Origin of the sequence: Agromyces lapidis, from assembly GCF_009749405.1 — a bacterium.
GTDB classification, from domain to species: domain Bacteria; phylum Actinomycetota; class Actinomycetes; order Actinomycetales; family Microbacteriaceae; genus Agromyces; species Agromyces lapidis.
The window spans coordinates 1-17452 of record NZ_WBIQ01000009.1 but is presented as its reverse complement, the minus strand read 5'-3'; the positions used below and the strand labels follow the sequence as shown (position 1 = coordinate 17452).

Here is a 17452-nt window from a genome sequence, read left to right as displayed (position 1 = left end):
TAGCACCCCACGGGATGACGTGTCGCTACATCATCGACTGCAGCAGTTGCGTGGCGCGCTGGTTGTCGCTCGTCGCGAGCACGATCCGGTTTCGGGATGCCACGTAGACGAGCGAGATGTTGATGCCGGCTTCGGCGAGGGCTCGAGCCATGCCGCCGAATACGCCCGGTGTGTCGAGGTCGGGCTCGGGCAGCGCCGGGCTGACGATGACGTCGGTCTCGGCATCGACCGTGATGCCGACGCCCTCGAGCGCAGCCCTGGCTCCCGCGACGTCGTCGACGAGCACGTGGACGGCGCCCCGACCGCCCTCCATGATCGCGCAGAGCCCTTCGATGTTGACGCCCGCGTTGCCGAGCGCCTCGCCGAGTCGAGCCCCCTCGCCGGGCTGGTCTTCGAGGGTGATCAAGAGATCCTTCGCCATGACGGCACCTCACTTCTCGGGTGCTTCAGGTCTACGCCTGCGTCCGCGACGCGTCAACGGCCCAACGGCTCAACGGCTCAACGGCTCAACGGCCCAACGGCTCAGCGGCTCAACGGCCCAACGGCTCAGCGGCTCGCCGGCTCGAACGGTTCGGCCGCGGGTGAACACCACGGCAGCACGACGTCGACCACGTGCGGCGGCATATCGTGGTCGACATGAGCGAGCCGGTCGAGGGCGAGGACTTCTTCGCCGATGACGAAACGGCGCGGGCCATCTACCGCGCGTTCGCCCGACCGCTCGTGCGCCTCGAAGGGGTCGAGGTGCGGGTCTCGAAGAGCCAGGTCGCCTTTCGCGCCAGACGGGGCTTCGCCTACGCCTGGGCGCCGAAGCAGTACCTCGCGTCGGACGTGCCGGTGGTGGTGTCGATCGCGTTGCCGCACCGCGTGGATTCGGAGCGGTTCAAGGAGGTCGCGCACCCTGCGGCGTCGACGTGGATGCATCACGTCGAGCTCCGGCTGGTCGAGGACGTCGACCGTGAACTGATCGGCTGGGCGAAGCAGGCGTGGGAGCACGCTCGCTGAGGCCGGCTTCGGGCTGCATCACTCGGGATGATTGCCCGCGCGCCCGTTGATGGTGAACGGCGTCGTGACGCCGTCGTACATGAGGTGGGCGATGAGGCCGTCGACCGCGTGCGGGAGGGTGTGGCAGTGGTCGCTCCAGATGCCCGGGTTGTCGGCGACGAAGGCGATCTCGTACGACTCTCCGGGGTGCACGTCGAGTGAGTCGACCCACCACGGGCTGCCCGAGGCGGGCTCGTCGTCGCGTGAGAGCACCACGATGTGATGTCCGTGCAGGTGCATCGGGTGCACCTCGCCCGACTCGTTGACGACGCGCATCCTGACGACGTCGCCCTCGGTCACGTGGAACATGGGCACGTCGGGGAACATGCGGCCGTTGATCGTCCAGAAGTTGCCCGGGCGGCCGTCGATGATGCCGAACCGGCGGGCGATCGCGTAGTCGTAGGCGCGGTCGGGTGACGACGGGTCGAACCCGAGCGGCGCCGGCGTGCCGTAGGCGAGCAGGTCGAGGGTCGTCGAGGGCTGCACCGCCGACGGCGCGGATGCCTCGGGGTCGCCGATCACGACGCGGCGCGCACCGCCGACGTGCACACCGGTCGCACCATGTTGCGGCGCCCGCACCGTGACATCCGCTCGCCCGCCGGCGGGGATGAGCAGCCGCTGCCCGGCCACCTCGGTCGGCCCGGTGACCTCGTGCCCGTCGGTCGCGACGACGCGGAACTGCGCCTCGGACCACACGGCCGCCGTGCCCTGGTCGGTGTTGATGACGCGTACGCGCACGGTCGATCCGGGCGGCGCGTCGACGCGCTCGTCGGCGACGCGGCCGTTCAGCGTGTGCTGGCCGCCGTAGACGTGCAGCAGTGCGGTCACGTCGAGTTCGGCCGCGGCCTCGGGCGGCGTCGCGGGGTCGATGACGAGCGCGCCGAGCAGTCCGCGCAGCACCTGCTCGTGCGACACCTGGTGCGAGTGGTACCAGTACGTGCCGGCGTCCTCGGCGATGAAGCGGTACACATGGCGGCCGCCGACCGGTACGGCGTCCTGGGTGATGCCGGCGACGCCGTCGGCCGCGTTCGGCACGTCGACGCCGTGCCAGTGCAGGGTCGCCCCCGCCGCCACCGACTCGTTCACGAACGCGACCTCGACGAGGTCGCCCTGCCGCGCCCGCAGTTCGGGCCCCGGCGACGAGCCGTTCACGGTGTACCCCTCGACCGAGCGTCCGCCCGGCACGTCGATGGTCTGCTGCCGGGCGACGAGCTCGACCTGCACGTCGGCGGCGCGGTCGGGGTCGGCGGTGAGCGAGGTCACGCCGACCTCGCCGGCCGCGAAGGCTCCGGATGCCTCGGCCGCCCCGCCGACCGCGCCGCCGCGCTGCACGTGGTTCGAGTGCCCGTCGTGCTCGCCGCCCGCGCCGTCGCCCATCGACATCACCGAGTACTCGCCGAGCAGCGTCGAGCTCCACGCGAGCACGCCGGCGCCGAGCGCGGTCGCCACCGCGACGCCGACGGCGACCCGCCTGATGAGCTCACGCCGTGACGGCATCGGGGCTCGCCCCCTCGGGGGATGCCGGTGGCGCGTCGGCCGACTCGGCTGTGGCGCGGGCGCCGCTCGCCTCGCCCGCGTCGGTCGTGCGCCCGCGCCGAACGCGCAGCGCGGCGACCGAGGCCGCGGCCACCACGGCCAGGGCGTTCGCCCCGTGGATCAGCCCGAGGTACGGCACGTCGGTGATCGAGAACCCGAGCACCACCTGCAGGGCGACGAGCCCGAAGACCGTCGCCGCCCACAGCTTCGCGCCGCGCACCCGCACGAAGAACGAGACGACGAGCAGGGTGAGCGCGATGAGGGGGATGAGGATGCCTCCGACGAGGCCGTGGATCATGAACCCGAGTTCGCCGACGCCCGCAGCCTGGAAGCTCTCGAGCAGCGCCTTGTCGACGACCCCGCCCTCCGAGACGAGGTTCAGCATGCCGCCGAACGCGAACGCGATGGCGGCGGCCTGCACGACGACGGCGCCCGCGACGGTCCAGGCGAGGCCGGTGTAGAGCTTGCGCATGATGCCTTCTCCTTCGTGCGGCGCCGGTGCGTGGCATCCGCTCGCCCTTCACGCTGTCGGGTCGCGGAGCGCGCCGGAACGGTGGCAGCCGGATGCCGCATGGCGGCGCGCCGCACCGCGCATGGGGGCTGCCTGCCAAGGGATGCCGGGGAAGACCCCCTCCCGCGATCGACCCGACAGGAGGAGCATGGAACCGTGCAACGCAGGTGGGTGTGCCTCGCGACGCTCGGCCCGATCGGGGTCGCCGCGCTGGGGTACGTCGTCGTCGTTCTCGGGTTTCTCGAGGCCGACGCCGATCACGCCCTCGCCTGGCCGTTGCTCGGCGTGCTGCCGCTGTTCGTGTTCGGCATGTGGCTGCTCACCGTGTCGTCGTCGCGCATCGCGGTGCTCGTCGCGCTCGCCGCGACCGCGATGCTCGTCGGCTCGGCGTACGAGACCTTCATCCAGCGCAACATGCAGATCGTCGTCGAGCCGTGGTTCCCGCTGTTCAACGTGCTCGGGCTGACGGCGGACGCGACGGCGACCTCGGCGTTCCTGATCGTCTTCGCGACGTTCCCCGACGGGGTCGTCGAGCGGCGCTGGCAGCGCGTCGCCGTCGCGACCCTCTGGGTGCCGATGCTCGTCGGCCCGCTCACGCTGCTCACGACGCCGCACGTGGTGATGTCGCCGTACGCCGGCTTCAGCGGCGAAGGAATCCCGAACCCGTACGTGGTGCCCTGGCTCGAGTGGGCCGCCCCCGCGGTGCACCTGCTCGTCTACCAGGCCTGGCCCGCCGTCGCCCTCGGGCTGGCGGTGCTCGCCTCCCGCGCCCTCTTCGGCGAGCCCGAGGTGCGCGCACGCACGCGGGTGATGGCGCTGACCGTCGCCGGCGCCGTCGTGGCGTTCGCGCTGTGGACGTTCCTGCCCGACGTCGGGATCATCGCCCTGTTCGTCTACGCCTCGCTCATCGCGGTGCCGATCGCCGCGATCCACGGGATCCTGCGCTCGGGCGCGTTCGAGATCGCGCCGGGCGACCGGGGTCGCCTCGTCGCCCGCTCGTCGAACCTGCTCATCACGGTCGTCTACGCCGCCGCCGTCGCGACGCCCGCCATCCTGCTGTCGGGGCAGCTGCGCGTGGTGCCGGCGGTGCTCATCACGACCATCCTCGCCGTCTGCCTGCTGCCGCTGCGCACCTGGATGCAACGGTGGATCCTCCGCGCCGTCTTCGGCGACCGCGACCGCCAGCTCACGATGCTCAGCGAGCTCGGCGCTCGACTCGAGCAGGCGGTCGAGCCCCGCGACCTGCTCACCCGGCTGGCCGAGGCCGTGCGCGAGGGGCTCGGCGCGTCGTGGGTGCGGATCCGGCTCGCCACGGCCGACGGCGCGCTCGCCGCGGCGCCCGTCGGCGTCGCGGGCGACGTGGATGCCTCGGGCGGATCTGTCACCGCCGGCGGCCCGGGCGGCTCGGGCGGCTCCGGCGGTTCGGGCGCCTTCGCCGCCGAGCCGGCCGAGTCGTGCGACCTGATGCGCGGCGACGAGCGGCTCGGCCGCATCGAGCTCGGCCCGCGGCGACGCGGCGAGTACAGCGACGCCGAACGCGCGCTGCTGCGCACGGTCGCGGGCCAGGCCGCGGCATCCGTGGCCAATGTGCGCCTGACCGAGCAGCTCGCCGAGCAGCTCGACGAGCTGACCGCGTCGCGCGAGCGCCTCGTCGCCGCGCAGGACGACGAGCGCCGACGCCTCGAGCGCGACCTGCACGACGGCATCCAGCAGGACGTGGTGGCGCAGATCGCCGCGCTGCGGCTCGCCCGCAACCGGCTGCAGCGCGGCGAGCTGACGCCCGACGAGCTGGCCGAACTGCAGGATCAGGCCCGCGAGACCCTCACCGACCTGCGCGAGCTCGCGCGGGGCATCCACCCGCCGGTGCTGAGCGACAACGGGCTCGTCGCGGCGGTCGAGTCGGGGGTCGCGCGGTACCCGATCCCGTTGACGGTCGAGGCCGATGAGGGCGTGCGCGCCGAGCGCTTCTCCGACGAGGTCGAGACGACCGCCTACTACGTGGTGCGCGAGGCGCTCGCGAACACGGCCAAGCATGCGAACGCGTCGCACGCCTCGGTCGGGCTGGCGCGCGACGACGGGCACCTGCGCATCGCGATCAGCGACGACGGATGCGGCATGGGCGAGGTGGTGCCGGCGTCGGTGGCCAGCGGCGGGCTCGCGAACATCCGCGACCGGGTCGCGGCGCTGCGCGGCACGATGCGGGTCTCGCCCGGCGAGCCGACGGGAACGACCCTGCTCGTCGAGCTGCCGGTCGACGGCGTGGCCCCCGCGACGGGAGCGGAGGTCGCCGCCGTTGGATGAGTCGGGAGTGCTGCGCGTCGTGATCGCCGAGGACAACTACCTCGTGCGCGAGGGGCTGCGGCGCCTGCTCGAGGACTCGGGCGAGATCGACGTGGTCGCCTCGACCGGCAACGCGACCGAGCTGCTCGACGCCGTGCGGCGGCTTGCGCCGCACGCGGTGCTCACCGACATCCGCATGCCGCCCGGCCATCACATGGAGGGCATCGAGGCGGCGCGCGCGATTCGCGCCGCGCACCCCGAGACCGGGGTGGTGGTGCTGTCGCAGCACGCCGACGAAAGCTACGCGCTCGCCCTGTTCGCCGACGGCTCTGCAGGCCTCGGGTACGTGCTGAAGGATCGCATCGGCGATCTCGAAGACCTCGTGCACGCGCTGCGCGAGGTGTGCGTGGGCGGTTCGGTGATCGACCCGCTGATCGTCGACACCCTGGTGCGCCGCCGCAGCGCGGCCGGGGCGTCGAGCCCGCTCGCGACGCTGTCGCCGCGCGAGCTCGACGTGCTGCGCGAGATGGCGGTGGGCAAGACGAACGCGGGCATCGAGCAGGCGCTCTTCCTGTCGACGTCGACGGTCGAGAAGCACGTCAACGCGATCTTCACGAAGCTGCGGCTGCCCGAGACCGGCGTGCATCGCCGGGTCGCGGCGGTGCTTGCGTTCCTGCAGGACGGGGACGGGGCGGAGAGTCCTTAGGCTTCGGCTCGGGCGGGTGGGGCGGACCGGTCTGCATCGGCGCGCGACGTCGGTTCGGGTTCGGGCGCGGGCGCCGGCATCGTCGAGAGGATGTCCCTGGCCTGCTCGGCCGCGCGGGCGATGCTCTCGCCGACGAAGTCGACGAAGCGGGCCATGTTCTGCAGCCGGTTGCCGGCCGGGGTCTCGCGTCCGAACACGTTGACACCGCGGCGGGCGGTCTCGGCCAGCTCGGCGTTCGATCGCGCCGCGGCGAGCATCGACTGGTACCAGGCGTCGTTGTCGGCCGAGTAGCGCTCGCGGCGGCCGGACTCGACGACCCGGCGCACGAGGCCGACGTTCTCGAGCAGCGCGACCGCCTTCGAGACCGACGCAGGGCTCACCTGGAGCCGCTGCACGAGCTCGGCCGCGGTCAGGCTGCCGGCGTCGGAGGTGTAGAGGCAGGTCAGCACCGAGGCAGCCATGCGGGGGAGCCCCGACTGCATGAGGATCGTGATGAACGCCTCCTCGTACTCGTGCACGGCCTCGGCGTCGCGGCCGTGGGCCTGCGGGGGCGCCTGCTGGCCGCGCGGTGCCGCAGGCTTGCGCTGGTGCGTGCGTCGCTCGGTCGCCCGCTGGGCGAGGTCGGCGCGGTAGGCCGCCGGCCCGCCGTTGCGCATCACCTCGCGGGTGATCGTCGAGGTGGGGCGATCGAGGCGCCGGGCGATCTCGGCGTACGCGAGGTCGTCGGCGAGGCCCAGCGAGATCTGCTGGCGTTCGTGCTGGGTGAGCCTGCCTCCCGGCATGTCGGCCTCCTTCGTCGGCTGGATGCCCCAGTATGACGTTCGTTCCCTATCCATTGCAACGATGAGGACGACGGGAGTTGCATTAGATTCTGCACCGTTGCAACGATTTATGTCGTATGAACTGGGATTTCCTACGACAATTGCAATTCGGTTGTTGTGCAATGTGTGAACGCAACGTAGCGTTACCAACATCAGAAACACCGACGGAAGCAACACCGACAGCAGAGGAATCATCATGGTCCAGAAGTTCGACACCCCCGCCCCCATCGCCGCAGTGCTCGACATCTCGGCAGGCCGCGTGCAGGTCATCGCCGCCGACCGGGCCGACACCGCGGTCGAGATCCGCCCCGCGAACGCCTCGAAGAGCCGCGACGTCAAGGTCGCCGAAGAGACCACCGTCGACTACCGCGACGGCGTGCTGCGCATCGCGACCCCCTCGGGCAACCAGCTGCTCGGCCCCTCGGGCTCGGTCGAGGTCACGGTGCAGCTGCCCGCCGGCTCCCGCGTCGAGGCGAAGGCGGCCGCCGCCGAGTTCCGCGGAGTCGGTCGCCTCGGCGAGGTCGTGTTCGACGGCGCGAACGGCGCGATCAAGATCGACGAGGCCGACAGCGTGCGCCTCTCCGCACTCGCCGGCGACGTCGTGGTCGGCCGCCTCAACGGCCCGGCCGAGATCAGCACCCAGAAGGGCGACATCCGCATCGCCGAGGCCGTGCGCGGCTCGGTCGTGCTGAGCGCGCAGGCCGGCAACCTGTCGGTCGGTGCCGTGCGCGGGGCATCCGCGACCCTCGATGCGGGCACCACCTACGGCCGCGTGCAGAACTCGCTCACCAACACCAAGGGCGCCGACGCCGAGCTCGCCATCACGGCGACCACCGCGTACGGCGACATCGAGGCACGCAGCCTCTGAGCCCGTCGCCCGCCGCTCGCCGCTCGCGACGAAGCCGCCGATGCCCTCACCGGGTGTCGGCGGCTTCGCATATAATGAACGAAAGTTCATTGAAAGGGTGCATCGGATGGCGCGGACGGCGGAGCAGAACGAGGCCATGAGGGCCACGACCCGCGAGGCGATCGAGACCGCCGCCGTTCGGGTCTTCGCCCGACGAGGCTTCGCAGACTCGAACATGCGCCAGATCGCCGCCGAGGCCGGGTTCAGCGCCGGATCGATCTACCGGCACTATGCAAGCAAAGAGGAGCTGTTCGAGTCGCTCCTCGGTCAGGCATCCGACGGGCTCCGGGCGACTGCGACCCACCTGTCGGGCGACGGCGACCCGCTCGAGCAGATCCGTGGGTTCACCGAGGTGTTCCTCGCCGATCTCGCGAACGGCGAGGGGGCGGCCGAGTTCTTCATGGTGGTGCACCACGGCTTCGCGACCGACACCCCGGTCGGAACCGCCGGCCGGCTCGCCGTGGCGCAGCGCGAGCTCTGGGACGCGGTCGCGGCCCTCGTCCGCCGCGGACAGCGCTCGGGGCAGTTCGCGGCGGGCGATCCTGCTCGCGTCACGGCGAACTACTTCGCCTTGCTCACCGGGCTCACGATGATGAGTTTCGCGTTGGGCGACGCGCTGCCCGAGCCCGACATCGACCTGGTGCTGCGCACACTCAGAGGAGGAGCAGAGAGATGATCGAGATCACGCGGGGCGACGAACTCGGCGAGGAGTACCGGCGAAAGATCACCGAGGTGCTCGTGAACGGCTTCGCCGACGACTTCGAGTTCTTCTCCAAGGATCCGCGTGTGCTCGCCGACGCCTTCGAGCACATGGTCATCTTGGAGCGGTTCCACGTCGCGCTCGTCGACGGTGAGCCGGCCGCGATCGCGTCGGTCACCGAAGGCGCGCAGGAATGCTTCGCCCCCGAGAAGCGCCCGTTCCAGCGAGCGCTCGGGCGGATACGTGGCGCGATCAGCTATCGGATCGTCCGGAGTCAGTTCGTCGGGGCCTACGACGGTGCACGTGCCGGGCTCGCCGAGATCGGGTTCGTCACGACCGCGCCCGAGCACCAGGGCAAGGGCGTGGCCACCGCACTCATGCGCAAGCTGCTGGAGCTGCCGTACGACGAGTTCGTGCTGCGCGACATCAAAGACACGAACGCCCCCGCACTCGGGCTCTACCGCAAGCTCGGCTTCATCGAGACCCGCCGTCGTGCGGTGAGGTTCGCCAAGCGCGCGGGTTTCACGGACTACGTGTCGATGGGCCTGCGCCGGGCCTGACGAGGTACTCGTTCGGAGAGGTCTCCTGTTCGAGCAGGAATGGCGCGGCCTCGGAGGTCGTCAACGAACGCCGCATCGCCTCACGCGCCGGCGAAGGATGCCTCGGCGAGCACCGTGCGCACCTCGCGCGCCGGCCGCCCGAGCACTTCGCCCACCGTGGCGGTCGCGGCCTCGTTGCGGCCGTCGAGCACCTCGCGGCAAAGCTCGGTGAGCATCGTCGCCACCTCGGGGCCGTCTTCTTCGGCGACGGCGGCGAAGAACTCGTCGAACGTGACGGGCACGTAGACGATCTCTCGCCCGGTGGCCGTGGAGAGCAGGCTCGCGACCTCGGCGAACGTCAGCGACTCGGGCCCGGTCACCTCGAGCACGCGACCCGCGTAGCCGTCGCCGGTGAGTGCCTCGACGGCGACTGCGGCGATGTCGTCGACGTCGATGAACGGCTCGCGCACGTCGCCGGCGGGCATCGCGAGCACTCCGGTCGCCACCGCGCCACGCAGCATCCCCTCGGTGAAGTTCTGCGTGAACCAGCTGGCGCGCACGACCGTGCCCGCGATGCCCGGGGCGTTCAGCACGAGCTCTTCGCAGGCGCGGGCGCCGTCTTCGCCACGGCCCGAGAGCAGTACGACGCGGCGAACGCCGGCGCCGCGTGCCACCTCGATGAGACGCGCGATGTCGTCGTCGGCTCCGGGCACGGCGAGGTCGGGAACGTAGGCCGCATACAGACCCTCGACGCCTTCGAGCGCGCGGGCCCACCCCTCCGGCTGCTCCCAGTCGAAGGCCGGGCTCGTGCCGCGAGCGAGGCGGCGCGTGGTCTGGCCGCGCTCGTCGAGCAGGTCGGCGATGCGACGCCCGGTCTTTCCGGTGGCGCCGATCACGGCGGTGGTGGAGGTCGTGGTGGAGGTCGTGGTGGAGGTCATGGTGGTGTCCTTTCGGTCGGTGTGCGTCCACCCTCGCGGCATCCAATGAGACGAACAATGGCTGTGGGTACGCATTTCTATGCCGATCGTCCAGGGACTCGGACTTCTGGGACCTCGGCATGCCAGCGTGGACGCATGGTCAATCCGCGCAGCACGAGGGAAGGCGCACCCGCAGCAGCCGTGAACGCCGGCGCCGCCGGCGCCGGCGAACCACTCGGCGACGGTCTGCACCTGCTCCGGTTCACCGGCGCGCTCTACTGCCGCGCCGAGCTCTCCGCCCCGTGGGGCGTCGAGTTCCCACGCCTCGACGGCTACATGACGTTGCCCGTCGTCTTGGCCGGCAGGTGCGTGCTCGAGATCGGCGACGAGCGGCACCTGCTCGAGGCCGGCAGCGCAGCGCTCATCACACGCGGACTTCCGCACCGAATGCTGAGCGAAGCCGATGCCGCGTCGACGCCGCTCTTCGAGATCCCCGTCGAGCAGCTGAGCGAAACGTACGAGCACATGCGTTTCGGCGGTGGCGGCGAGCGGGCGCAGGTCGCCTATGCGGCGCTTCGGGTGGATGCCCCGCTCGCCGCGCGCTTGATCGCCGAGCTTCCCGACCTCATTCGCGTCGACGCGTGGGATGACGGCGAGGCGGGCGCCTTCCAGGCGGTGCTGCGGCTGTTGGCGCGTGAAGCCGAGGTCATCGAGCCCGGCGGCGAGGCGGTGATGACCAGGCTCGCCGACGTGCTCGTCATTCAGGTGCTGCGATGGTGGCTGCGCAACGCCGACCACGACGCGACCGGGTGGCTCGCCGGGCTGCGCGACCGACAGATCGGTCACGCGCTCGCGCGCATGCATGCTCGACCCGACGAGGACTGGTCGCTCGTCGAGCTGGCCAGGCAGTCGAACATGTCGCGGTCGGCATTCGCCGAGCGGTTCACGACGCTCGTCGGCGAGCCGCCGATGCGCTACCTCGCCGGGTGGCGACTCGAGCAGGCGCACGCCGAACTCGTGCACACGATCGATCCGATCGCCGTGATCTCGAGCCGGGTCGGCTACTCGTCGGAGGCCGCGTTCAGTCGGGCCTTCAAGCGGTACCACGGCACGACGCCGGGTTCGGTGCGGCACTCGGCCGCAGCGACTCAGCGTCCGACCGCGGTGCGGGCGGGTCACGCCGGCTGAGTCCCCGGGGCGCATCGAGTTCGCCGGTCCGGATGTCGGCGGCTTCGTCGCCGTGCTCGTGCACTGCATCGCCCCGCGGGTTCGGCTGTGAGCGAGGTCGCGTCGCGATACTGCTCCGCTGCGATCCGCGGCGGAGCACCTGACATCGACGCGATTCAGGCGGGGTCGATGCGCAGCACGGGCGCCGATTCGCCGACGGTGAGGTCGTCGACGATGCGGATGCCTCGTGCGAGCTCGTCGACCGCACCGACGACGGTGCCGAATCGTTCGCGGTCGCTGCACACGGCCGTGACGGTCACGAGGTGCGTGCCGAGATCCCAGGTGTACGTGGCGAACGGCGGGCGGCCACCCGACGGCAGCGGCATGACGAGCTTCTCGCCCACGCCGAGGTAGGTGCCACGGAACTCCTCGGTGTCGTCGTACTCGATCGGCATCGAGGCTCGCGCGATGCGGATCTCGGGTGTCGCCGCCTGCACCTGGGCCATCACGACGAGCAGATCGGGCTCGGCCTTCCAGACCCACACGAGCACACGCCCCGCTGCCTTGCGCATCAGGAACGGCACGGCCTGACTCATCGCCCAAGCACTGAAACCGCCGCCGCGCTTCGACCCCGTGGCATCCGGACCCTTGGCCTGCGACAGCAGCATGCCGATCGCCTGCTTGCGGGCGCGGCGACCGCGGAAACCGAGAGAGTCGGTGACGGGCACCCACTTGGAGCGATCGGGTTCTGCGTGAAGACGGGGCACGCTCTCAGCCTACGAGGCGAGGCTGTGCGGTCGGCGGGTGGGCGGGCGCTGCGGGACTGACCATGACCTCGTTCTCGGCATCGAGCGCCCTCAGCCGCTGATGCGCAGGTCCTTCCGGCGTCCGAGAACGGATGTCGCGCCGCACCGCTTTCGACGGCATGAGCTGCTCGGCGTCGTCGATCGGGAAGGGAGTGTCGCGTCAGCGCAGCCGGTGCCGATCGGCCCACTGCCCGATCGCGGCCGCGATCGCATCCGGCTGGTCCTCCTGTGCGTGGTGGCCGGCGCGCCCCCCGTCGGCGATCTCGAGCGAGGCGATCGCGGCCGCGCACCACTCGGTCATCGCAGTGTCGATGAGCAGGGTCGGCGAGCCTGAGAAGGTCAGCAGCAGCTTCGGCACCGAGGTGCTCGTTGCGAGCCACCGGTCGTAGGCCTCGATGCGCTCGACGAGTTCGGCCGGTTCGCCGCCGAGTGGCATTTGCCGTGCCCACGCGAGCACGGGAATGCGGCTTTCGGGGGTGGGGAAGGGTGCCAGGTATGCGTCGAGCTCGGCACCCTCGACCGGCGCCAGCACGCCACCGGTGAAGGCCTGACGGATGAAGGCGTCGGTGCTCAGCACGCGCTCCTCGCCGACGCCCGGTGTGCGCACCGACTCGGAGCGGGCTCGCGCCTGCGGCGAGAGATCGCTCCAGTCCATGGGTTTCACGATGCTCTCGAAGAACGCGACGCCGAGTACCCGCTCGGGATGCCGCGTGGCCCAGTCGAACCCGAGCGCGCCGCCCCAATCGTGGCCGACGAGCACCGCTCGTTCGATGCCGACGGCGTCGAACCACTCGTCGAGGTAGCGCGCGTGGTCGGCGAATCGGTAGTCGAGGTCTGGCTTGCCGGATCGCCCCATGCCGATGAGGTCGGGTGCGAGCAGATGCCCGTCGCCGACGCGATCGATGACGTTCCGCCATTGGTGAGAGGAACCGGGGTTGCCGTGGAGGAACACGAACGTCGTGCCCTCGCCGCTCTCTTCGAAGTGCATGGTGGAGTCGAGTACTGGGATCGATGGCATTGCATCTCCTTGGGCGTATATCGTTGGCGCCGCCAACGATATTCAAAAACGTTGGCCGCGTCAACGAACTGCTACGGTGAGGCCATGGCCGACGAACTCGCTCCTCGCTTCGCGCATCGCGCCACATGGCGGCTCTCGATGGTCACGCAACGTTCGCACCAGTTGCTCGCGGCAGCGTTCGCCGAACGTGGCAGACGCGGCTACGACTTCCGCGTGCTCGCGGCGCTCGACCACTTCGGTGAACTCCATCAGGCAGCGATCGGCCGCCATGCCGGCCTCGATCCGAGTGACGTCACCCAGACCGTTCGTGATCTCGAGGCGGCCGGAGATCTCACTCGACGGCCGAGCAGCGACGATCGACGCCGCATGGTGATCGCCATCACGCGGGCCGGAAGACGTACGCTCGATCAGTTGGATGCCGCGATCGATGAGACCCAGGCGGCACTGTTGTCACCGTTGAGCGATGCACAACGCGAGCGACTCTTGGAGAGCCTGGAGATTCTGGCGAGGGTTCACGAGCCGCGCTGACGGCGCTCAGCGACTGACCCGCAGATCCTTCCACCCGAACCCGCCAGCCTCGGGCAGGCTCTCGCGAATCTGCTCGGCCGTGAACTTGCGCCGCGGTCGCAGATCGTCGGGCACGGATGCCGCGGGCGGCGCGGCATCGGTCACGCCCTCGGCGAGCATGCGCACCTGGGCTTTCGCGACGAGCGGCACCTTCATGGTCCACTCGGTCAGCTGCGCGAGCGCGAACTGCGCCCACACCGGCCACGGCACCACGACCACGCGGCACCACGGCGGATCTGCGCGGGGCCCGGTGGGGAGGGGTCGCCGACCACGCGCTCGAGTGGGCGCTCGCCCACGCCGGTTCGACCGGGTCGATCGTGGCGGCGGGCGCGGAGCCGGCGGTAGAGTCCGCGCAATGAGGGACTTCGCGGCATGAGGGACCCGAGGGGATTCGGTGGCATGAAGGAATTGGCTGCATGAAGCTGACGCGCATCGGCGGCCCGACCGTGCTGGTCGAGCTCGACGGCTGGCGCCTGCTCGTCGATCCCACGTTCGACCCGGCCGGCCGGCACTACTCGTTCGGCTGGGGCACCGGTTCGACGAAGATGGCCGGCCCGGCGATCGGCGTCGACGAGCTCGGGCCGATCGACGTCGCCCTCGTCAGCCACGACCATCATGCCGACAACCTCGACGACGCAGGCCGCGCGATGCTACCCTCGGTCGGCGCCGTCGTCACCACGGCGAGCGGTGCCGGCCGACTCGGGGCGGGCGGGCCCGGCGGCTCGGCCTCCGGGCGCGCGGTGCCCGCCGATCGGCTGCACGGGCTCGAGGCGGGGGAGTCGGTCACGCTGTCGGGCACCCGCCCCGGGCTGCCAACGCTCGTGATCACGGCGACGCCGTGCCGGCACGGGCCGCCGCTGACACACCCCATCGTCGGCGACGTCATCGGGTTCGCCGTGCGCAGGCAGGGCGAAGACCGGGTCGCGATCTGGATCACGGGCGACACGGTGCTCTTCGGCCCGCTGCGTCGCGTCGCCGATGAGCTCTCGATCGACGTCATGCTCGCCAACGTGGGCGGTGTGCGCTTCGGTGTCACCGGGCCGCTGCGCTACACGATGAGAGGTCGCGACGCCGTGGAGCTCGTCGGCCTCGCGGCTCCCCGCGTCGCGACGTTCGCGCACTACGACGGCTGGTCGCACTTCGTCGACGGCGAGCAGGGGTTGCGCGACGCACTCGATGCGTCGGCGGCGTCAGTGCACGACCGGGCGGTGTGGCTGGTGGACGGGGTCGCCGTCGAGGTCTGACGATGAGCCGAATGCTTGGGTGCTCGCCGTGCAGAAATCCTTCGGCGGAATCGTTGAATCGGCCTGCGGGACCAGCGCACCAATCGGCGGAGATTCCTCAGTACATCGGCTCCGCATTAGTGTGATCGCGTGACACCCGACCCGAAGCGTGACGCCGCCGTCAGGGAGATCGACGCGCACGCGAGGTATCTGCGTGGCGGATGGTGGTGGACGGGCTGGGTGGGCGCCGCCGTCATCGGCGTCATCGCGGCGGGTGCCGTTGTCGCGCTGGGGGAAGGCGGTTGGCCGCTCGGCCTGGTGGGCTTCCTCACGTTCGTCGTGGCGGCGGTCTTGATGTGGTTCGAGTTGCAGCATGCGGCGCGAGTTCGTGCGGCTGAGCGAGTCGCACCGGCTGCAGCAGTGATGCCGTTCGTCGTGCCGGCTCGTTTGCGGGACCAACTCGATGCGGCCGGCGAGGCTGTTGGGCATCGTGCACCGTATGTGCCGAACCAGGGCTATGGTCTGCTCGTCGCCGACACGAGCGGCATTCGCGTCCTCTCGGGTTGGGCCTTTTCGACTGCCGTGGCCATCCCTCGTTCGGCTATCGAAGGCGTCGAGCTCGGCACGATCGAGTATCCACTCGGCACGGCGCAGTCGGTCGACCTCCTGATCACATCTGAAAGTCGGCCCATCCGCGTCTCGTTCCGGCCGCTGACAATGCCGACCCGATACTTCGGCGAAGAGCGGCCGGAGATCATCGCCCGTTATGTCGAAGCATTGCGGGACGCGTCAAGCGTGCCCAGCCGGGCTGACTGAGTCTGCGAGGGCGATCGGTATCGCTCTCAGTAGCGGGGACTGCATCATCGACGGCAGCAGTTGCGTGGCCCGCTGGTTGTCGCTCGTCGCGAGCACGATCCGGTTTAGGGAGGCGACGTAGACGAGCGAGATGTTGATGCCGGCTTCGGCGAGGGCTCGAGCCATTCCGCCGAACACGCCCGGTGTGTCGAGGTCGGGCTCGGGCAGCGCCGGGCTGACGATGACGTCGGTCTCGGCATCGACGGTGATGCCGACGCCCTCGAGCGCCGCCCTGGCGCCCGCGACGTCGTCGACGAGCACGTGGGCGGCGCCCCGACCGCCCTCCATGATCGCGCAGAGACCCTCGATGTTGACGCCCGCGTTGCCGAGCGCCTCGCCGAGTCGAGCCCCCTCGCCGGGCTGGTCTTCGAGGGTGATCAAGAGATCCTTGGCCATGACGGCACCTCACTTCTCGGGGATGCCTCAGGTCTACGCCGGTGGACGGGGTGCATCGACGGCGCATTGAGGAGCCCAGAGCATGGGCCATTTCCTCTTACGTATGCTGACGAGCGGAAGCGAGCTGTCGGGACCAGGCTGACGTTCGACGTAACGATCTGGTGGCGGTACCTCCGGCGGTGATGGTCGAAGCACCCGATGTTGGACGAAAAGCGGATCGCCCGGGACAACTTGGGTGCCAAGATTGCCGGGGACTCTCCGCCCGTAAGTGGCCAGCGTGACAGGTATGTCTGGGCGCACGGATCAAGAAGGGAATGACGCGATGGTCAGAGCATCGGAACCGAGTGGGATCGATTCCGTCCCGCTGCCTCCGGGGGGTTCCACCCCGACTGAGCTAGTCGAACACTATCTGGCGGGATACGAGGCCCAATACAAGAAGGCACGAAGGACTGCCAAGCGTCGAGCCTCGCGTGTCACGATTGCGGTAGCGGTGTTGACCGGAGGCGTCGCGGTGCTCGGCGCAGTAAGTGCAGTTCTATCCGATGACGTGACGAGCGGCGTCTTGGCCGTCGCAACGACGCTCACTTCCGCGGTCATCGCGGTCTTGCTCGCATGGAACGATCATTCCCACCACCGTGAACTTTGGGTACAGCGTTCGACTGTCCTCGCTGAGCTGAACGGACTGCGCCGACGATTTCTGTTGCGAAGCTCCCTTCCGGTCAAGTCCCTGGTGGTGGTGTAGCGCGGTGTCCTTCGTTCTGATGGGTTAGGCGCTGAGTTCGAGGACGGTGTCGGTGCTTACCTCGTTTCGGGTGTCGGGGACGAGGGTGAGGCGGCTTCTGGCGAGGATGTCGAGCCCGAGGTAGCGGCGGCCTTCGGCCCATTCATCGGTCTGCTCGGCCAGGACGGCGCCGACGAGGCGGATGATCGCGTCGCGGTTGGGGAAGATCCCGACGCTGTCGGTGCGGCGGCGGATCTCACGGTTGAGGCGCTCGTTCGGGTTGTTGGACCATATCTGCGCCCAGAGCCCTTCGGGGAACCCGGTGAACGCGAGGATGTCGGCCCGTGCTGCGTCGAGGTGCTCGAACGCGTCAGGCAGTTTGCCGTCGACGTAGTCCAGGAGCCGGTCGAACTGGGCGTGCACCGCTTGGGCGTTGGGTTGGTCGTAGACCGAGTGCAGCATCGCTTTCACGGCCGGCCACATGCTCTTCGGCGTCGCGCTCATCAGGTTCGCTGCGTAGTGCGTTCTGCAGCGCTGCCAGGTTGCGCCGGGCAGGTTCGCCGCGATCGCCTCGACCAGCCCGGCATGCGCATCACTGGTCACGAGCCGGACACCGGACAGGCCGCGGGCGACGAGGTCGGCGAAGAACGTGTTCCACGCCGGGCCGGTCTCACTGGTCGCCACGCGCAGCCCGAGCACCTCACGTCGGCCGTCGGCGTTGACGCCGGTCGCGATCAACAC

Annotated in this window: 21 protein-coding genes; 11 read left to right on the top strand and 10 right to left on the bottom strand. The window is 70.2% G+C overall.

Annotation, left to right across the window (positions count from 1 at the left end; translation table 11 throughout):
- Positions 1-25: 25 nt before the first annotated feature.
- Entirely contained in the window at positions 26-421 is a 396-nt protein-coding gene (locus tag GQQ93_RS14575) for an amino acid-binding protein (protein WP_157424970.1), read from the bottom strand.
- Positions 422-636: 215 nt separating this feature from the next.
- Here GQQ93_RS14575 and GQQ93_RS14570 point away from each other — a divergent pair, with 215 nt between their 5' ends.
- Positions 637-1002 (top strand): DUF5655 domain-containing protein, encoded by a 366-nt coding sequence (locus GQQ93_RS14570; protein ID WP_246192345.1) that lies wholly within the window; start codon positions 637-639, stop codon positions 1000-1002.
- 18 nt (positions 1003-1020) lie between these two features.
- Here GQQ93_RS14570 and GQQ93_RS14565 read toward each other — a convergent pair whose 3' ends face one another.
- Both GQQ93_RS14565 and GQQ93_RS14560 read right to left on the bottom strand, forming a co-directional pair.
- Positions 1021-2538, bottom strand: coding sequence for a multicopper oxidase family protein (locus tag GQQ93_RS14565; protein ID WP_157424969.1), 1518 nt, complete (start codon positions 2536-2538; stop codon positions 1021-1023).
- Positions 2522-3049, bottom strand: a complete 528-nt coding sequence (locus GQQ93_RS14560) for a hypothetical protein (protein ID WP_157424968.1) — start codon at positions 3047-3049, stop codon at positions 2522-2524. The genes GQQ93_RS14565 and GQQ93_RS14560 overlap by 17 nt, the downstream gene beginning before the upstream one ends.
- A gap of 195 nt (positions 3050-3244) precedes the next feature.
- Between GQQ93_RS14560 and GQQ93_RS17965 the strand changes: the two genes are divergently transcribed.
- Together GQQ93_RS17965 and GQQ93_RS14550 are read left to right on the top strand one after the other, a co-directional pair.
- Complete coding sequence (locus tag GQQ93_RS17965; protein WP_157424967.1) at positions 3245-5389, top strand: sensor histidine kinase; 2145 nt, start codon at positions 3245-3247, stop codon at positions 5387-5389.
- The gene (locus GQQ93_RS14550) at positions 5382-6074 is read left to right on the top strand and encodes a response regulator transcription factor (protein WP_246192344.1); all 693 of its coding nucleotides are present in this window, start codon (positions 5382-5384) and stop codon (positions 6072-6074) included. The genes GQQ93_RS17965 and GQQ93_RS14550 overlap by 8 nt, the downstream gene beginning before the upstream one ends.
- Here GQQ93_RS14550 and GQQ93_RS14545 read toward each other — a convergent pair.
- Positions 6071-6856: a GbsR/MarR family transcriptional regulator gene (locus tag GQQ93_RS14545; RefSeq protein WP_157424966.1), complete on the bottom strand. Its 786-nt coding sequence runs from the start codon at positions 6854-6856 to the stop codon at positions 6071-6073. The genes GQQ93_RS14550 and GQQ93_RS14545 overlap by 4 nt on opposite strands.
- Before the next feature lie 235 nt (positions 6857-7091).
- Between GQQ93_RS14545 and GQQ93_RS14540 the strand changes: the two genes are divergently transcribed.
- The 3 genes from GQQ93_RS14540 to GQQ93_RS14530 all read left to right on the top strand — a co-directional run bounded on the left by GQQ93_RS14540 (position 7092) and on the right by GQQ93_RS14530 (position 9062).
- Complete coding sequence (locus tag GQQ93_RS14540; RefSeq protein ID WP_157424965.1) at positions 7092-7763, top strand: DUF4097 family beta strand repeat-containing protein; 672 nt, start codon at positions 7092-7094, stop codon at positions 7761-7763.
- Between the two features lie 136 nt (positions 7764-7899).
- Positions 7900-8478 (top strand): TetR/AcrR family transcriptional regulator, encoded by a 579-nt coding sequence (locus GQQ93_RS14535; protein ID WP_246192343.1) that lies wholly within the window; start codon positions 7900-7902, stop codon positions 8476-8478.
- Entirely contained in the window at positions 8475-9062 is a 588-nt protein-coding gene (locus GQQ93_RS14530) for a GNAT family N-acetyltransferase (protein WP_157424963.1), read from the top strand. Before GQQ93_RS14535 ends, GQQ93_RS14530 begins: the two co-directional genes overlap by 4 nt.
- Positions 9063-9142: 80 nt before the next feature.
- Here GQQ93_RS14530 and GQQ93_RS14525 read toward each other — a convergent pair whose 3' ends face one another.
- Positions 9143-9979, bottom strand: a complete 837-nt coding sequence (locus GQQ93_RS14525; RefSeq protein WP_157424962.1) for an NmrA family NAD(P)-binding protein — start codon at positions 9977-9979, stop codon at positions 9143-9145.
- Between the two features lie 135 nt (positions 9980-10114).
- Between GQQ93_RS14525 and GQQ93_RS14520 the strand changes: the two genes are divergently transcribed.
- Complete coding sequence (locus tag GQQ93_RS14520; RefSeq protein ID WP_157424961.1) at positions 10115-11146, top strand: AraC family transcriptional regulator; 1032 nt, start codon at positions 10115-10117, stop codon at positions 11144-11146.
- Positions 11147-11301: 155 nt separating this feature from the next.
- On the opposite strand, the gene GQQ93_RS14515 is transcribed toward GQQ93_RS14520, so the two are convergent.
- On the bottom strand, positions 11302-11892 hold the full coding sequence (locus GQQ93_RS14515; RefSeq protein ID WP_157424960.1) for a hypothetical protein: 591 nt from the start codon (positions 11890-11892) through the stop codon (positions 11302-11304).
- 199 nt (positions 11893-12091) lie between these two features.
- Positions 12092-12949, bottom strand: coding sequence for a haloalkane dehalogenase (locus tag GQQ93_RS14510; protein ID WP_157424959.1), 858 nt, complete (start codon positions 12947-12949; stop codon positions 12092-12094).
- Positions 12950-13033: 84 nt separating this feature from the next.
- Between GQQ93_RS14510 and GQQ93_RS14505 the strand changes: the two genes are divergently transcribed.
- Positions 13034-13477, top strand: coding sequence for a MarR family winged helix-turn-helix transcriptional regulator (locus GQQ93_RS14505; RefSeq protein WP_157424958.1), 444 nt, complete (start codon positions 13034-13036; stop codon positions 13475-13477).
- 6 nt (positions 13478-13483) lie between these two features.
- Here GQQ93_RS14505 and GQQ93_RS14500 read toward each other — a convergent pair whose 3' ends face one another.
- A complete protein-coding gene (locus GQQ93_RS14500) occupies positions 13484-13735 on the bottom strand; it encodes a hypothetical protein (protein ID WP_157424957.1) in 252 nt (83 codons plus the stop codon).
- A gap of 197 nt (positions 13736-13932) precedes the next feature.
- On the opposite strand from GQQ93_RS14500, the gene GQQ93_RS14495 reads away from it, so the two are divergent.
- Both GQQ93_RS14495 and GQQ93_RS14490 read left to right on the top strand, forming a co-directional pair.
- Entirely contained in the window at positions 13933-14760 is an 828-nt protein-coding gene (locus GQQ93_RS14495) for an MBL fold metallo-hydrolase (RefSeq protein WP_157424956.1), read from the top strand.
- 129 nt (positions 14761-14889) lie between these two features.
- The gene (locus GQQ93_RS14490) at positions 14890-15555 is read left to right on the top strand and encodes a hypothetical protein (protein ID WP_157424955.1); all 666 of its coding nucleotides are present in this window, start codon (positions 14890-14892) and stop codon (positions 15553-15555) included.
- Here GQQ93_RS14490 and GQQ93_RS14485 read toward each other — a convergent pair.
- A complete protein-coding gene (locus GQQ93_RS14485) occupies positions 15529-15990 on the bottom strand; it encodes an amino acid-binding protein (RefSeq protein WP_157424954.1) in 462 nt (153 codons plus the stop codon). The genes GQQ93_RS14490 and GQQ93_RS14485 overlap by 27 nt on opposite strands.
- Positions 15991-16276: 286 nt before the next feature.
- Here GQQ93_RS14485 and GQQ93_RS18265 point away from each other — a divergent pair, with 286 nt between their 5' ends.
- Entirely contained in the window at positions 16277-16732 is a 456-nt protein-coding gene (locus GQQ93_RS18265) for an SLATT domain-containing protein (RefSeq protein ID WP_157424953.1), read from the top strand.
- Positions 16733-16756: 24 nt separating this feature from the next.
- Here GQQ93_RS18265 and GQQ93_RS14475 read toward each other — a convergent pair.
- A partial coding sequence (locus GQQ93_RS14475) for an IS256 family transposase (RefSeq protein WP_157424952.1) occupies positions 16757-17452 on the bottom strand: 696 nt, incomplete at its 5' end.

What these genes read in the sequence shown, in the direction of transcription:
- GQQ93_RS14575 (WP_157424970.1), bottom strand. Translation starts at nt 421, where the DNA reads ATGGCGAAGGATCTCTTGATCACCCTCGAAGACCAGCCCGGCGAGGGG.
- GQQ93_RS14570 (WP_246192345.1), top strand. Translation starts at nt 637, where the DNA reads ATGAGCGAGCCGGTCGAGGGCGAGGACTTCTTCGCCGATGACGAAACG.
- GQQ93_RS14565 (WP_157424969.1), bottom strand. Translation starts at nt 2,538, where the DNA reads ATGCCGTCACGGCGTGAGCTCATCAGGCGGGTCGCCGTCGGCGTCGCG.
- GQQ93_RS14560 (WP_157424968.1), bottom strand. Translation starts at nt 3,049, where the DNA reads ATGCGCAAGCTCTACACCGGCCTCGCCTGGACCGTCGCGGGCGCCGTC.
- GQQ93_RS14545 (WP_157424966.1), bottom strand. Translation starts at nt 6,856, where the DNA reads ATGCCGGGAGGCAGGCTCACCCAGCACGAACGCCAGCAGATCTCGCTG.
- GQQ93_RS14540 (WP_157424965.1), top strand. Translation starts at nt 7,092, where the DNA reads ATGGTCCAGAAGTTCGACACCCCCGCCCCCATCGCCGCAGTGCTCGAC.
- GQQ93_RS14535 (WP_246192343.1), top strand. Translation starts at nt 7,900, where the DNA reads ATGAGGGCCACGACCCGCGAGGCGATCGAGACCGCCGCCGTTCGGGTC.
- GQQ93_RS14530 (WP_157424963.1), top strand. Translation starts at nt 8,475, where the DNA reads ATGATCGAGATCACGCGGGGCGACGAACTCGGCGAGGAGTACCGGCGA.
- GQQ93_RS14525 (WP_157424962.1), bottom strand. Translation starts at nt 9,979, where the DNA reads ATGACCTCCACCACGACCTCCACCACGACCTCCACCACCGCCGTGATC.
- GQQ93_RS14520 (WP_157424961.1), top strand. Translation starts at nt 10,115, where the DNA reads ATGGTCAATCCGCGCAGCACGAGGGAAGGCGCACCCGCAGCAGCCGTG.
- GQQ93_RS14510 (WP_157424959.1), bottom strand. Translation starts at nt 12,949, where the DNA reads ATGCCATCGATCCCAGTACTCGACTCCACCATGCACTTCGAAGAGAGC.
- GQQ93_RS14505 (WP_157424958.1), top strand. Translation starts at nt 13,034, where the DNA reads ATGGCCGACGAACTCGCTCCTCGCTTCGCGCATCGCGCCACATGGCGG.
- GQQ93_RS14495 (WP_157424956.1), top strand. Translation starts at nt 13,933, where the DNA reads ATGAAGCTGACGCGCATCGGCGGCCCGACCGTGCTGGTCGAGCTCGAC.
- GQQ93_RS14485 (WP_157424954.1), bottom strand. Translation starts at nt 15,990, where the DNA reads ATGGCCAAGGATCTCTTGATCACCCTCGAAGACCAGCCCGGCGAGGGG.
- GQQ93_RS18265 (WP_157424953.1), top strand. Translation starts at nt 16,277, where the DNA reads ATGTCTGGGCGCACGGATCAAGAAGGGAATGACGCGATGGTCAGAGCA.